The organism is Streptococcus sp. 79 (assembly GCF_013277425.1).
Taxonomy (GTDB): Bacteria; Bacillota; Bacilli; order Lactobacillales; family Streptococcaceae; genus Streptococcus; species Streptococcus pseudopneumoniae.
The window spans coordinates 1-14206 of the sequence record NZ_VMMW01000087.1 but is presented as its reverse complement, the minus strand read 5'-3'; the positions used below and the strand labels follow the sequence as shown (position 1 = coordinate 14206).

Annotated in this window: 13 protein-coding genes and 3 pseudogenes; 9 read left to right on the top strand and 7 right to left on the bottom strand. The window is 42.6% G+C overall.

Annotated elements, in window-relative coordinates; all coding sequences use genetic code 11:
* Nucleotides 1–634: 634 nt before the first annotated feature.
* Nucleotides 635–904, bottom strand: a complete 270-nt coding sequence (rpsO, locus tag HT729_RS10060) for a 30S ribosomal protein S15 (RefSeq protein ID WP_001018251.1) — start codon at nt 902–904, stop codon at nt 635–637.
* Nucleotides 905–1109: 205 nt separating this feature from the next.
* On the opposite strand from rpsO, the pseudogene HT729_RS12225 reads away from it, so the two are divergent.
* Nucleotides 1110–1470 (top strand): annotated as a pseudogene (locus HT729_RS12225) (hypothetical protein).
* Between the two features lie 335 nt (nt 1471–1805).
* Entirely contained in the window at nt 1806–3749 is a 1944-nt protein-coding gene (gene thrS / locus HT729_RS10055) for a threonine--tRNA ligase (protein WP_172931986.1), read from the top strand.
* A 46-nt stretch (nt 3750–3795) separates the two neighbouring features.
* On the opposite strand, the gene HT729_RS10050 is transcribed toward thrS, so the two are convergent.
* Together HT729_RS10050 and HT729_RS10045 are read right to left on the bottom strand one after the other, a co-directional pair.
* Complete coding sequence (locus HT729_RS10050) at nt 3796–4770, bottom strand: sensor histidine kinase (protein WP_172931985.1); 975 nt, start codon at nt 4768–4770, stop codon at nt 3796–3798.
* Nucleotides 4763–5440 (bottom strand): response regulator transcription factor, encoded by a 678-nt coding sequence (locus tag HT729_RS10045; protein WP_000548991.1) that lies wholly within the window; start codon nt 5438–5440, stop codon nt 4763–4765. The genes HT729_RS10050 and HT729_RS10045 overlap by 8 nt, the downstream gene beginning before the upstream one ends.
* A 154-nt stretch (nt 5441–5594) precedes the next feature.
* On the opposite strand from HT729_RS10045, the pseudogene HT729_RS10040 reads away from it, so the two are divergent.
* Nucleotides 5595–6668: pseudogene (locus HT729_RS10040) on the top strand (DUF2974 domain-containing protein).
* 208 nt (nt 6669–6876) lie between these two features.
* Here HT729_RS10040 and HT729_RS10035 read toward each other — a convergent pair.
* Nucleotides 6877–7314 carry an Rrf2 family transcriptional regulator gene (locus tag HT729_RS10035; protein ID WP_001166796.1) on the bottom strand — a complete coding sequence of 146 codons (438 nt, stop codon included), beginning with the start codon at nt 7312–7314 and terminating at the stop codon, nt 6877–6879.
* 75 nt (nt 7315–7389) lie between these two features.
* Nucleotides 7390–8232, bottom strand: a complete 843-nt coding sequence (locus HT729_RS10030) for a metallophosphoesterase family protein (protein WP_023933229.1) — start codon at nt 8230–8232, stop codon at nt 7390–7392.
* 111 nt (nt 8233–8343) lie between these two features.
* On the opposite strand from HT729_RS10030, the gene HT729_RS10025 reads away from it, so the two are divergent.
* Together HT729_RS10025 and HT729_RS10020 are read left to right on the top strand one after the other, a co-directional pair.
* Nucleotides 8344–8994, top strand: a complete 651-nt coding sequence (locus tag HT729_RS10025; protein ID WP_023933227.1) for a metal-dependent transcriptional regulator — start codon at nt 8344–8346, stop codon at nt 8992–8994.
* 164 nt (nt 8995–9158) lie between these two features.
* Nucleotides 9159–9578 (top strand): hypothetical protein, encoded by a 420-nt coding sequence (locus HT729_RS10020; RefSeq protein WP_172931984.1) that lies wholly within the window; start codon nt 9159–9161, stop codon nt 9576–9578.
* Nucleotides 9579–9609: 31 nt separating this feature from the next.
* On the opposite strand, the gene dtd is transcribed toward HT729_RS10020, so the two are convergent.
* Nucleotides 9610–10053, bottom strand: a complete 444-nt coding sequence (gene dtd, locus HT729_RS10015; RefSeq protein WP_023933223.1) for a D-aminoacyl-tRNA deacylase — start codon at nt 10051–10053, stop codon at nt 9610–9612.
* A 29-nt stretch (nt 10054–10082) separates the two neighbouring features.
* Entirely contained in the window at nt 10083–12305 is a 2223-nt protein-coding gene (locus HT729_RS10010) for a bifunctional (p)ppGpp synthetase/guanosine-3',5'-bis(diphosphate) 3'-pyrophosphohydrolase (protein ID WP_050207829.1), read from the bottom strand.
* 300 nt (nt 12306–12605) lie between these two features.
* Between HT729_RS10010 and HT729_RS12220 the strand changes: the two genes are divergently transcribed.
* From HT729_RS12220 to HT729_RS09990, 4 genes and pseudogenes are all read left to right on the top strand, one after another.
* Nucleotides 12606–12896, top strand: a complete 291-nt coding sequence (locus HT729_RS12220; protein WP_240164443.1) for a hypothetical protein — start codon at nt 12606–12608, stop codon at nt 12894–12896.
* A gap of 337 nt (nt 12897–13233) precedes the next feature.
* Nucleotides 13234–13863 (top strand): MBL fold metallo-hydrolase, encoded by a 630-nt coding sequence (locus HT729_RS10000; RefSeq protein WP_023933220.1) that lies wholly within the window; start codon nt 13234–13236, stop codon nt 13861–13863.
* 37 nt (nt 13864–13900) lie between these two features.
* Nucleotides 13901–14065: a hypothetical protein gene (locus tag HT729_RS12215; protein WP_240164442.1), complete on the top strand. Its 165-nt coding sequence runs from the start codon at nt 13901–13903 to the stop codon at nt 14063–14065.
* Between the two features lie 42 nt (nt 14066–14107).
* Nucleotides 14108–14206 (top strand): annotated as a pseudogene (locus HT729_RS09990) (amidohydrolase); the annotation flags it as partial.

The window sequence follows — 14206 nt, the reverse complement described above, 5'->3', positions numbered from 1 at the left end:
CATACTATACTTTACTTCGTAAAGTGTGGGCTCTCCGAGGGGGCTTGCAGACACCTACTCGGCTTTTTAAGCCGAGTAGCTGCGCACCTTTATGGTGTAATTAGCTGATACCATTTGAGGTTTTTGTAGTCTCCAAAATTGTGACCGATAAAACCTCAATAAAAAAGCCCTCTGAAGTCAGAGAGCTGATTTGAGCCCGGGCTAAAATCCTAGTGGAAAAGATGAAACTCCTTGTGTTCATCGAACACTGTGTCATTTCCCTATTTTCATACGGATTTTTGACACCCTTAGCATCATGATTCTTGCTAGATAAACCGTTTATAGGCTAGGCGACGAGGCGAAGATTGTACGAAACTTTCAGTGAAACAAAAAAAAATCTCCCCGAAGGGAGAAAAGCTAGTTTATTTTACCTTACAGTGTTAGGAACCGTAACCGAAGATTATACTTGAGTATAGCGAGGTAAGGTGACAACGCAAAAAAGCTACCCAATTTAGAGTAGCTTTATTATCAAGATATGCTCAATTGAACACGGCCTAAGCACTTGGCAAAAAAGATAAAATCTCCTAGAAACTGAAGTTTCTTCGTCAATTTTCCTATTTTTGCTTTGTGCTTTTGACGGCCTTTGTATCTTGAATTAGCGACGAAGTCCTAGAGAGTTGATCAACTCACGGTAACGGTTAACGTCGTTTTTACGCAAGTATGCAAGCAAGTTACGACGGCGACCGATTTTTTTCATCAATCCACGGTAAGTAGCGTGGTCTTTTTTGTGTTGTTTGATGTGTTCATTAAGGTGGTTGATTTCCCAAGTAAGGACAGCAACTTGAACCTCTACTGAACCTGTATCACCTTCGTGACGTGCATATTGTGCAATGATTTCATTTTTTTTCTCTTTTGAGATTGCCATGATGTTTCTCCTTTTTATTTGGCTTCATCCGAGTGACAGGTTGGCATGCCTGGAACCAAGAAGAAGTTATTTGTCTTTACGACATTCACTATTCTACCAATAACTAACTTCTTTGTCAACAGATTTACTTTCTTGTTTTAAACATGCTATAATAATCATAGCAAGAGATTTAAGTTGTCTGTTTTTTTAAAACGAGGTGATTATCATGCGTAAATTCTATTTCCATCTCACCTACTATCTGGTCATATTCTTCTTTTTATTGGCCTCTTTATGAATTATTTTCACTGCTCTCATCCGGTTCCAATCTGCTAGGACTCATCTTCTAAATATCTTTATCTTTTCTCCGTTAGTAACCTTCATCGTTTCTCTTCTTTACGGTTACCGTTTCCCTTTTTCCCTTTTGACATTGGATTGCTCTTTTGCTTTACTATCATTTCTTTCCACGATTTTAGCATTGTCTACTTTTTAGCCTATGAAACCTTTGCTCTGGTCGGCATGGCTTCCGGTATTGGTATCAAGCATATTCTGCAAAAATGAAAAACAAAAAACTTTCACAAAATCCTTGAAAAATCTCACAATCATGCTATAATAATCCATAGAGACAAGTCACTTAGTCCCTTTCTACTAGAGAGTGCGTGGTTGCTGAGAACGCATAGAAAGACTATACTGATACTACTCTACTGACTTTTATGCAAACATAAAACGGTGGCCACGTTAGAGCCAATCAGAGGTGTCCCTCTTTTTTGAGGCACATAAATGAAGGTGGAACCACGTTGCGACGTCCTTTCTAGGACGTCGCTTTTTGTTTCTCTTTGCTTTTTGTTTCTCTTTATTTAAGACTGCGAAATAGGGAAACACTTCTGCTTTAGAAATAATGGATAACCAATATAAGGAGAACATCATGATTAACATTACTTTCCCCGATGGCGCTGTTCGTGAATTCGAATCTGGCGTTACAACTTTTGAAATTGCCCAATCTATCAGCAAGTCTCTAGCTAAAAAAGCCTTGGCTGGTAAATTCAACGGCAAACTCATCGACACTACTCGTGCTGTCACTGAGGATGGAAGCATCGAAATCGTGACACCTGATCACGAAGATGCCCTTCCAATCTTGCGTCACTCAGCCGCTCACTTGTTTGCCCAAGCAGCTCGTCGTCTTTTCCCAGACATTCACTTGGGTGTTGGTCCAGCTATCGAAGATGGCTTCTACTACGATACTGACAACACAGCTGGTCAAATCTCTAACGAAGACCTTCCTCGTATCGAAGAAGAAATGCAAAAAATCGTCAAAGAAAACTTCCCATCTATTCGTGAAGAAGTGACTAAAGACGAGGCACGTGAAATCTTCAAAAATGACCCTTACAAGTTGGAATTGATTGAAGAACACTCAGAAGACGAAGGCGGTTTGACTATCTATCGTCAGGGTGAATATGTAGACCTCTGCCGTGGACCTCACGTTCCATCAACAGGTCGTATCCAAATCTTCCACCTTCTCCATGTAGCTGGTGCTTACTGGCGTGGAAATAGCGACAACGCTATGATGCAACGTATCTACGGTACAGCTTGGTTTGACAAGAAAGACTTGAAAAACTACCTTCAAATGCGTGAAGAAGCTAAGGAACGTGACCACCGTAAACTTGGTAAAGAGCTTGACCTCTTTATGATTTCACAAGAAGTTGGTCAAGGACTTCCATTCTGGTTGCCAAATGGTGCGACTATTCGTCGTGAGTTGGAACGCTACATCGTTGACAAAGAGTTGGCTTCTGGCTACCAACACGTTTATACTCCACCACTTGCTTCTGTTGAACTTTACAAGACTTCTGGTCACTGGGATCATTACCAAGAAGACATATTCCCAACTATGGACATGGGTGACGGGGAAGAATTTGTCCTTCGTCCAATGAACTGCCCACACCACATCCAAGTCTTCAAACACCATGTTCACTCTTACCGTGAGTTGCCAATCCGTATTGCTGAAATCGGTATGATGCACCGCTACGAAAAATCTGGTGCCCTCACTGGTCTTCAACGTGTGCGTGAAATGTCTCTCAACGACGGTCACCTTTTCGTTACTCCAGAACAAATCCAAGAAGAATTCCAACGTGCCCTTCAGTTGATTATCGATGTTTATGAAGACTTCAACTTGACTGACTACCGCTTCCGTCTCTCTCTTCGCGACCCTCAAGATACTCACAAGTACTTTGACAACGATGAGATGTGGGAAAATGCCCAAACCATGCTTCGCGCAGCCCTTGATGAAATGGGTGTGGACTACTTTGAAGCCGAAGGTGAAGCAGCCTTCTACGGACCAAAATTGGATATCCAAGTTAAGACCGCTCTTGGAAAAGAAGAAACTCTTTCTACTATCCAGCTTGACTTCTTGCTTCCAGAACGTTTCGACCTTAAATACATCGGAGCTGATGGCGAAGAGCACCGTCCAGTTATGATCCACCGTGGGGTTATCTCAACTATGGAACGCTTCACAGCTATTTTGATTGAGAACTATAAGGGTGCCTTCCCAACATGGCTTGCACCACACCAAGTAACCCTCATCCCAGTATCTAACGAAAAACACGTGGACTACGCTTGGGAAGTGGCTAAGAAACTCCGTGACCGCGGTGTCCGTGCAGACGTAGATGAGCGCAATGAAAAAATGCAGTTCAAGATCCGTGCTTCACAAACAAGCAAGATTCCTTACCAATTGATCGTTGGGGACAAGGAAATGGAAGACGGAACAGTCAACGTTCGTCGCTATGGCCAAAAAGAAACACAAACTGTCTCAGTTGATGACTTTGTTCAAGCTATCCTTGCTGATATCGCCAACAAATCACGCGTTGAGAAATAAGAACCTAGCACAAAAGCCTCCAGTCCGGAGGCTTTTTCGTCTCTTCTCACTCAAGGACTAAGTTCACTTGAGCAAACTGAATCCGCGCTATCGTTCCTTTTCCGACCTCAGACTCAATACGAATCTGGTGACCCAGTTCTTCAGAAATTTTCTTAGATAGGTAGAGGCCAAGGCCAGAGGACTGTTGGGTCAAACGGCCATTGTATCCTGAGAAACCACGTTCAAAGACTCGGAGGACATCACTGTTTTTTATCCCGATTCCCGTATCCTTGATACAAAGCTCTTGCCCGTCCATATAAATCTCCAGACCACCTTCCTTGGTGTACTTGAGACTGTTTGAGATGATTTGCTCAATAACCACTAGCAGCCACTTTTTATCCGTCACAATTTCTTTATCAAGGTCATGTAGATTGACATTTAGGCCTTTTTGAATAAAGAAAAGAGCGTATTTACGAATTATTTCCTTGACCAAGTCCTCAATTTGAACCTGCTTTAAGACCAAATCATCATGAAAACTTTCTAAACGCAGGTACTGTAAAACTAAATTGGTATAGGAGTCAATCTTGAAAATTTCCTGTTCTAATTGCTGCTTCAGTTGGCGGTCGACCACTTCTGCAACTAAGAGTTGACTGGCTGCAATGGGGGTCTTAATCTGATGGGCCCACAAGGTATAGTAATCCAGCAAATCCGTCAGTTTTCTTTCTGCGTCAGACCTCTGCTGATAGAGTTCCATCTCACGCGCTTCTAATTTTTCAGCCAAGGCTCTTTCCAAAGGAGACTGAGCTTCCCTCTCCCCATAGAGAATTTCCTGACGATAGACCTGCGTTTCCACCAATATGTCCCAAGTGAAAAATAAGATGGTTACAAAGCAACACAAGAGGAAAAAGTAGAGAAAGTAAGTTCCCAAACTGGCAAATAAAAACTGAAAGAGCAAAATCAGAAATGCTAAAGCAAGCAGATAGACAAACAGACGACTACGGGAGCGCAGATAGGCTAGAAAAAATTGTTTCCAATCAAGCATGCTTCAGTCCGTACCCTATCCCTTTCTTGGTCTCGATAAATCCTACCAAGCCCTGCTCTTCCAATTTTTTACGCAAACGAGCCACATTGACAGAGAGGGTATTATCATCAATGAAAAAGTCACTGTTCCAAAGTTCCCGCATGAGGTCGTCACGCGCTACAATATTGCCTGCATGCTCAAATAACACGCGTAAAATCTGGAATTCGTTCTTGGTCAAATTCAAGACTTGCCCTTGATAATGTAAATCCATGGATTTGGTATTGAGGATAACACCAGCATATTCCAGTAAACTCTCGTCACGCCCGAACTCATAGGAACGACGCAGCAAGCCCTGAACCTTGGCTAAAAGAACCTGCTGGTCAAAAGGTTTGGTCACAAAGTCATCCGCCCCCATATTGATTGCCATGACAATATCCATAGCCTGGTCTCTCGAAGACAGAAACATGATAGGCACCTTGGAAATCTTGCGAATTTCCTGACACCAGTGATAACCATTAAACAAGGGCAGCCCAATATCCATGAGGACCAGATGAGGTTCCGATTGGACAAAAAGACTCAAAACTTCCATAAAGTCTTCTACCAAGACCACTTCAAATCCCCATTCAGAGAGCATTTTCCCGACCTGTTGACGAATAACCTGATCATCTTCTACTAGTAAAATCTTGTGCATGCGCTCCTCCTTTTCTATTATTATAACAGATTTTTCCATGCTCGAATGTCTGAAATTGAATTTGACATAGCTTGTTTTTAGCCAACAAAGTGCAACAATCCTACTAGCTAATTTGAGGGAAATTTGATAAGATAAAGAAAAGAAAGGAGTTCTTATGGCCAATATTTTTGATTACCTGAAAGATGTCGCATACGATTCCTTTTACGACTTTCCATTGAATGAGTTAGACATTCTAGCCTTAACAGAAGCTACCTACCTCTCCTTTGATAATCTGGTCTCCACAAGTCCTCAGCGACTTTTAGACCTGGCTCCTCAGGTTCCAAGGAATCCTAACATGTTGACCAGCAAAAATCGCCTCCAGCTATTAGATGAGCTAGCTCAACACAAACGCTTCAAAAATTGTAAACTCTCTCATTTTATCAACGACATTGACCCTGAACTGCAAAAGCAGTTTGCGGCTATGACCTACCGCCTCACTCTCGATACCTATCTGATTGTCTTTCGTGGGACTGATGACAGTATCATTGGCTGGAAGGAAGATTTCCACCTGACCTATATGAAGGAAATTCCTGCTCAAAAGCACGCCCTTCGCTATTTAAAGAACTTTTTTGCCCACCATCCTAATCAAAATGTCATTCTGGCTGGACATTCCAAGGGAGGAAATCTAGCCATCTATGCTGCTAGTCAAATTGAACAAAGTTTACAGGATCAAATCACAGCAGTTTATACCTTTGATGCGCCTGGTCTCCATAAAGAACTGACACAAACCGAGGGCTATCAAAGGCTAATGGATAGAACCAAGGTCTTCATCCCACAAGGTTCCATCATCGGTATGATGCTGGAAATCCCTAACCAGCAAATCATCGTGCACAGTACTACCTTGGGTGGTATCGCCCAGCACGATACCTTTAGTTGGCAGATTGAGGACAAGCACTTCGTCCAGCTGGATAAGACCAACAGTGATAGCCGACAAGTCGACACAACCTTCAAGGAGTGGGTGGCCACAGTCCCTGACGAGGAACTCCAGCTCTATTTCGACCTCTTCTTTGGCACCATTCTTGATTCTGGTATTACTTCTATCAATGACCTATCTTCCTTAAAGGCGATTGAACACATTCATCATCTCTTTGTCCAAGCGTAATCCCTCACTCCAGAAGAAAGGGAAACCATGGGACGCCTCACTCAATTATTGATTGATACCCGTTACCAAGCATGGAAGAATAGATAAAAAGCTTATGAAAAGGTAATACTCTTCGAAAATCTCTTCAAACCACGTCAGCGTCGCCTTACCGTATATATGTGACTGACTTTGTCAGTCTTATCTACAACCTCAAAGCGGTGCTTTGAGCAACCTGCGGCTAGCTTCCTAGTTTGCTTTTTGATTTTCATTGAGTATAAAAACCTTCTCATAAGCTTTTCTTGTTTTAAAGAAAAAATTACTCCTTCATCTGACTCTCTGCATCGGCCACGACTTGCTCTAAACTGGTCTGACCAAGTTCAGCCTCCATAGCCAGCTGGATTCTCTCCAATTTTTGATCCAAAACATCATGAATATGAGCTCCAACTGGACAATTTGGATTCGGATTGTCATGGAAACTGAAGAGTTGACCTGTCTTACCAAGACACTCAACCGCTTGATAAACATCTAATAGACTAATGTCCTTGAGATCCTTGACAATCTCTGTTCCCCCTGTTCCACGCGCGACTGAAATCAGCTCTGCCTTCTTCAACTGGGACAAGGTTTTTCTGATAATGACAGGATTGACCCCGACACTAGCAGCTAAAAAATCACTGGTCACCTTGCTTTCCTTCCCCTTGAGGGCAATGATTATCAGCATATGAGTCGCAATGGTAAATCTACTTGGAATTTGCATGCTCTTCTCCTTTTTACGAGGCTACCCTGCCTCTACTCTTCTTTTTCTTTTATTATACCCTTTTTAGTTGTAATGTCAATCGTTACCACCTTTTAACCAGTCGTCTAACTCCCGATCGTAGCCCTCTTTCTGGGCCAATTCTCTCAGAAATTTCTGATGATGAGTATGGTGGATCCCATTGACCAGACTTTCATAGTAAACCTCAAAATAGGGAAGTTTAAGATCTTTAGCCAACTGCAATTCAGCTGCCACATCGTAGTCTACCCGTCGGAAGTTCATATCTACCAAGCCCTTGTCATCAAACTCCAAAATCATATACTGGGCCCGCAAGTCCTTCCGCAACTGAGCATCTAGAAAGAAAGGCTGCCCAATCGAACCCGGATTAACAATCAATTGCCCACCAGTACCGTAACGAAGCAACTGCTGGTGAATATGACCATAAACAGCAATATCACAAGGTGGATTGGTCACCAAGCGGTCAAAATCCTCTTGCGCTCCAGTATGAATCAACTCACGCCCCCAATTCTTATCAGGTAGATGATGGCTAATTCCCACCGTCAAAGCCCCAAACTGACGATGAAGCTGGAGTGGTTGATTGTGGAGCAATTCGATTTCTTCTAGGGAAATTTCCTCTAAAACATATTGGCACTGGCGCAAGAGATAGCGTTGACTGGGACGAGTACTATCCAATTCCTTGCGGACACCATGCCAAAGACTGTCTTCCCAGTTTCCCAAAACTCTAGCTGTAATCGGTAGTTGAGCCAACAAGTCCAAAATCCTTCTACGCCCTGTCCCTGGCATGAGAATGTCTCCCAAAAGCCAGTATTCATCCACTCCTAGCTGCCGAGTATCTGCCAAAACAGCCTCCAAGGCTGTAGTATTTCCATGAATATCTGAAAGAAGAGCTATTTTTGTCATATTCATCTCCTCGTTTTTTCTCTTGCAATAAGTATAACATAAAAAGTCACAGCTAGAGAAATCTAGCTTTTTTTGATATACTAGATAAAGATATTAGACAAGAGGAAACGAATGACCCCGAATAAAGAAGATTATCTAAAGTGTATTTATGAAATTGGCATAGACCTGCATAAAATTACTAACAAGGAAATTGCGGCTCGTATGCAAGTCTCTCCCCCTGCCGTAACTGAAATGATTAAACGGATGAAGAGCGAAAATCTCATCCTCAAGGACAAGGAATGTGGCTATCTACTGACGGACCTTGGGCTCAAACTGGTCTCAGAGCTCTACCGTAAGCATCGCTTGATTGAAGTTTTTCTAGTCCATCATTTAGACTATACGAGTGACCAGATTCACGAGGAAGCTGAGGTCTTGGAACATACTGTCTCTGACCTATTCGTGGAGAGACTAGAAAAATTGCTTGGATTCCCCAAAACCTGCCCTCACGGAGGAACTATTCCTGCCAAGGGAGAACTCCTAGTTGAAATCAATAACCTCCCACTAGCTGACATCAAGGAAGCTGGCGCCTACCGCTTGACTCGGGTGCACGATAGTTTTGACATTCTCAGTTATCTGGACAAGCACTCACTTCACATCGGTGATCCTCTCCAAGTCAAGCAGTTTGATGGCTTCAGCAATACTTTCACTATCCTCAGTAAAGAAGAGGATTTACAAGTAGGTATGGACATTGCCAAACAACTCTATGTCGAGAAAATCAACTAATTTCTCAAGTACCCCAACCAACCCTGAAAGTTTGATTTTCAGGGTTTTCTTATCTATTTTTTATATCAAAAACGATAGTAAGCGCTTCCATAATCCAACTAAATATTGTATAATAATTATATAAACTATTCCGTCACTAACAGATGAAAAAAGGAGGGCTTATCATGAAAAAAATCATCTTCATCAAAACCATTGAGCTCCTTGTCATTGATGGAATCATGCTGGCATTTTTGACATTTAAAGAGGGACTTACTTGGGATTGGATTTTGATTTACAGTGGTTGGCTCATTTTCTTTCATCCTGTGCTGTTGACCTATCTTTCTAACCAGCTTTGTGACCACTTTAGTCAACTCTATTCCCAGATTAGACCGAGATTCTGGTCTTTTGCCTTACAAATTCTCCTATGGGATATCCTGATGATTCTCTCCTTGATATGTTTAAGTGGTACCCCACTTTTCCTTCAGGGGACTCTCCTCATCCTAGGACATCTCATCCCTTCCTATCGCACCTGCCAAATCCTGAAACAAGACTTTCCCCAAGCCTATCAAGCACCGATTTCTTTTGGAGTATTTTATGATAGATGAGAAAAACCAAGCCGGCTGGGCTTGATCTTTCTTATCTATTTTTAGTATCTAGGATAATGGTAACTGGCCCATCATTGACCAGCTCAACCTGCATATCCGCTCCAAAGATACCTGTATGAACAGGCACTTCTTGCGCTAGTTTTTGGTTGAAAACATCATAGAAGTCTGATGCCATATCAGGTTTGGCTGCTTCTGTAAAGGCTGGACGATTGCCTTTCTTGGTATCCGCAAAGAGGGTAAACTGGGAAATAGAAAGGATTTCTCCTTCAATATCTTTGACAGATAGGTTCATCCTGCCTTCTGCATCTGAAAAAATCCGCATATTGACCAGTTTTCTCACAGCATAGTCCAAATCTTCCTCTTGGTCCTCTGGTCCAACACCAACCAGCAATAAGAGCCCCTGATTGATTTTTCCCTGAACCTGACCTTCGATACTGACTTGGGCTTTTTTAACACGTTGGATAATGATTTTCATAATAGCCTTTCTAGTAAGAACTCAGACAATTAACCGTTGGTTCGTTTGACAGAGTAAACTTCTGGCACACTCTTAATCTTGTCCACAACCGTAGTCAGCGTCGAGAGGTTGGTAATGCCAAAGGACACATGGATATTGGCAAATTTCATATCCTTGGTTGGTTGGGCATTGACTGTTGAAATATTCTTGGTTGTGTTTGAGAGAACTTGCAGTACATCGTTCAACAATCCTGTACGGTTGAGGCCATAAATATCAATATGAGCCATATACTCTTTATTTGAGCTAGAGTACTGACCTTCCCACTCCACATCAAGGAGACGTTGCTCGTAGTTTTCTTGGGCGCGCAGGTTCATACAGTCCACACGGTGAATAGCCACACCACGACCCTTGGTAATGTAGCCGACAATATCATCACCAGGCACGGGGTTACAACACTTGGCAATCCGCACTAGGAGACCAGAAGCACCTTCAATGACCACACCACCTTCATGCTTGACCTTGAGGGTTTCTTTATTTTCAACCTTGACCTCGCCACCTTTGACAAGTTCTTCTGCCTCAGCCTTGGCCTTGGCACGTTCTTCTTCACGACGTTCCTTTTCAGTCAGACGATTAAAGACAGTAATAGCACCGATTTCCCCAAAACCAATGGCCGCAAAGAGGGAGTCTTCTGTCTTGTAGCTGGTCTTTTGCAGGACTTGGTCCATATGACGCTTGTCCATAAATTTATTGGCCACATAGCCATTTTCTTGGAACTGGGTCATCAACATTTCACGACCCTTATTAACAGATAATTCCTTATCTTGGTTTTTAAAAAACTGACGAATCTTGTTGCGCGCCTTGCTGGTCTTGACCATATTGAGCCAGTCGCGGCTAGGTCCAAAGGAGTTGGGGTTGGTGACAATTTCAACCTGATCCCCTGTTTTGAGCTTGGTTGTCAGTGGAACCATACGGCCGTTGACCTTGGCACCAGTCGCTTTTTCACCGACTTTAGTATGGATTTCATAAGCAAAGTCAATAGGTCCTGAATCTTTTGGAAGAGAACGGACAGCTCCATCTGGTGTAAAGACGTAAATCTCCTCAGCCAGATAGTTTTCCTTAACAGAGTCCACAAATTCCTTGGCATCATCAGCCTGATCTTGAAGCTCCATCATCTCCTTGATCCAGTTCATCCCAATAGCAGACTCCTTACTGTTAACCTGCCCCTTAACGCCTTTCTTATAAGCCCAGTGAGCCGCAACCCCGTACTCAGCCACCTCGTGCATGGCCTTGGTCCGAATTTGGAATTCAATCGGTCCTTTTGGCCCATAGACAGTCGTATGGATAGACTGGTAACCATTTGCCTTGCGGTTAGCGATGTAGTCCTTAAAGCGACCAGGCATGGGTTTCCAAAGTTCATGCACATAACCAAGCATGGCATAAACATCACTTTGGGTATCCAAAATACAACGAATGGCAATCAGGTCATAGATTTCCTCAAACCGTTTTCTCTTGTCCTGCATTTTGCGGAAAATTGAGTAAATATGCTTGGGACGACCATAAATCTTCCCTTTCAAGTGACGATCTATCGTATACTCCTCTAATTTTGTGACTACCTCATCCACCAAGGCTTCACGCTCTCTGCGCTTTTCCTTCATCATATTGGTAATCTTGTAAAACTCTGTCGGGTTGAGATAACGGAAAGACAGGTCTTCCAATTCCCATTTGACACTGGAAATCCCCAAACGGTGAGCAAGTGGGGCATAGATTTCCATAGTTTCTTTGGAAATGCGCTCCTGCTTGTCTTTTCGAAGATGTTTCAGGGTTCGCATATTGTGCAAGCGGTCAGACAGTTTGACCAAGATAACGCGGATGTCCTCAGACATGGCCATGAGCATCTTGCGATGATTTTCAGCCAACTGCTCTTCGTGAGACTTGTACTCGACCTTGCCAAGCTTGGTGACTCCGTCAACAATCACGCGCACATCGGGACCAAACTCTCTTTCCAAATCGTCCAAGGTCGCATCTGTATCTTCCACCACATCATGCAAGAAACCACAAGCTACCGTTACAGCATCCAGCTTGAGTTTGGCTAGAATACCTGCCACTTGAATAGGGTGAATGATATAAGGCTCGCCTGATTTGCGGTATTGACCACTATGACAATCCACCGCATAGACCAAGGCCTTATGGACAAAATGGACATCCTCTTCCGTTAAATATTCTTTGGTTAAAGCGACAACTTCTTCGCCTGTTAAATTCACTTCTTTTGGCATCTCTACTCTCCAATTCTTCCTACCATTTTATCACTTTTTTAAGAATATGAAAACTAGATTGGAACAGAATAAGAAAAAAATAATTCAGAATTGCTTGATAATTCTGAATTATTGGTCCATAATATACTACGAAGTTAGATTTTAAACTTAGGTGATAGAAGGAGAGATAGAAGAACGGAAACCATATTGTAACCCAAAGACTTTTTGACTTCCCCAATTCCATTGAAGATACGAAAGATAAACGGTGGAACTCGTGTCACATACACTGGTACCTTGACTGGATTTTGGAATTAATACTCAATGAAAATCAAAGAGCAAACTAGGAAACTAGCCGCAGGTTGCTCAAAGCACCGCTTTGAGGTTGTAAATAGAACTGACGAAGTCAGCTCAAAACACTGTTTTGAGGTTGTGGATAGAACTGACGAAGTCAGTAACCATATATACGGCAAGTCGACGTTGACGCGGTTTGAAGAGATTTTCGAAGAGTATAAAAATCCTCAAGATACTTTCTTCTATCCTTTAGTTTATAAGGAGAACACCTATGAAAAAAGCTGCTATTTCTATCTTTGCTCTCCTAGTGTTAGGAGTTAGCTGCCTGTTTCTATTCAGCCAGCAAAGTTATAAAAAAACAGTCGTTCAATACTATGCTAACGACCAGAACCTGCCCAATAGGATAACTTATAGTGAATATAGCGACAAATGAGAAGCCAACTACGGTGGCACTCTAAACATCACATCTATCAAACAAGCTAGTGACGGAGTTTATGCAACCTATGAAGGGCAATTGACACCTTTCCAATATTGATAAATTGAGAACCAGCCTGTCTTCATCTAGTCATGCTGGTTTTTAAGTTCATTCTAAATCCTTACCTATTCTCCCTAACTGTGCTATACTTAATTTAGTACATTCTTTGAGATTGGAGATAAAATGAAAATCCATAAAACTGTGAATCCTGTTGCCTATGAAAACACCTATTACCTGGAAGGTGAAAAACACCTCATCGTTGTAGATCCTGGTAGTCAATGGGAAGCCATTCGTCAGACAATCGAGAACCTCAACAAACCGATCTGTGCCATTCTATTGACCCACGCTCATTATGACCATATCATGAGTCTGGACTTGGTTCGCGAGACGTTTGGCAATCCTCCTGTCTATATCGCAGAGAGCGAAGCCAGCTGGCTCTACACTCCTGTCGATAATCTCTCCGGTCTCCCTCGCCACGATGATATGGCAGATGTGGTCACAAAACCTGCAGAACACACCTTTGTCTTTCACGAAGAATACCAACTAGAGGAATTTCGTTTTAAGGTTCTACCGACCCCAGGGCACTCTATCGGTGGTGTTTCCCTAGTCTTTCCTGATGCTCACCTAGTCTTGACGGGAGATGCTCTGTTCCGCGAAACAATTGGACGGACGGATCTTCCGACTGGTAGTACAGAGCAACTCCTTCATAGTATCCAGACCCAACTCTTCACCCTACCAAACTACGATGTCTATCCAGGACATGGTCCAGCTACTACTATCGCTCACGAAAAGGCCTTCAATCCCTTTTTCTAGCAAGATGATGACAATCGATAGCACAATTTAATACTCAATGAAAATCAAAGAGCAAACTAGGAAACTAGCCGCAGGTTGCTCAAAGCACAGCTTTGAGGTTGCAGATAGAACTGACGAAGTCAGCTCAAAACACTGTTTTGAGGTTGCAGATAGAACTGACGAAGTCAGTAACCACACCTATGGCAAAGTGAATCTGAAGTAGTTTGAAGAGAGTATAACTTGTCTTTTAGAAAAGGAGCCTATAATGAAAGTCTTTCAGAATGTAAATATCGTGACTTGTGATCAAGATTTCCATGTTTATCTTGATGGAATCTTAGCAGTCAAGGATTCTCAAATCGTCTAT

Bases quoted from the DNA above. Each gene is read 5' to 3' on its own strand.
- rpsO (WP_001018251.1), bottom strand. From the start codon at position 904: ATGGCAATCTCAAAAGAGAAAAAAAATGAAATCATTGCACAATATGCA.
- thrS (WP_172931986.1), top strand. From the start codon at position 1,806: ATGATTAACATTACTTTCCCCGATGGCGCTGTTCGTGAATTCGAATCT.
- HT729_RS10050 (WP_172931985.1), bottom strand. From the start codon at position 4,770: ATGCTTGATTGGAAACAATTTTTTCTAGCCTATCTGCGCTCCCGTAGT.
- HT729_RS10045 (WP_000548991.1), bottom strand. From the start codon at position 5,440: ATGCACAAGATTTTACTAGTAGAAGATGATCAGGTTATTCGTCAACAG.
- HT729_RS10035 (WP_001166796.1), bottom strand. From the start codon at position 7,314: ATGCAAATTCCAAGTAGATTTACCATTGCGACTCATATGCTGATAATC.
- HT729_RS10030 (WP_023933229.1), bottom strand. From the start codon at position 8,232: ATGACAAAAATAGCTCTTCTTTCAGATATTCATGGAAATACTACAGCC.
- HT729_RS10025 (WP_023933227.1), top strand. From the start codon at position 8,344: ATGACCCCGAATAAAGAAGATTATCTAAAGTGTATTTATGAAATTGGC.
- HT729_RS10020 (WP_172931984.1), top strand. From the start codon at position 9,159: ATGAAAAAAATCATCTTCATCAAAACCATTGAGCTCCTTGTCATTGAT.
- dtd (WP_023933223.1), bottom strand. From the start codon at position 10,053: ATGAAAATCATTATCCAACGTGTTAAAAAAGCCCAAGTCAGTATCGAA.
- HT729_RS10010 (WP_050207829.1), bottom strand. From the start codon at position 12,305: ATGCCAAAAGAAGTGAATTTAACAGGCGAAGAAGTTGTCGCTTTAACC.
- HT729_RS12220 (WP_240164443.1), top strand. From the start codon at position 12,606: ATGAAAATCAAAGAGCAAACTAGGAAACTAGCCGCAGGTTGCTCAAAG.
- HT729_RS10000 (WP_023933220.1), top strand. From the start codon at position 13,234: ATGAAAATCCATAAAACTGTGAATCCTGTTGCCTATGAAAACACCTAT.
- HT729_RS12215 (WP_240164442.1), top strand. From the start codon at position 13,901: ATGAAAATCAAAGAGCAAACTAGGAAACTAGCCGCAGGTTGCTCAAAG.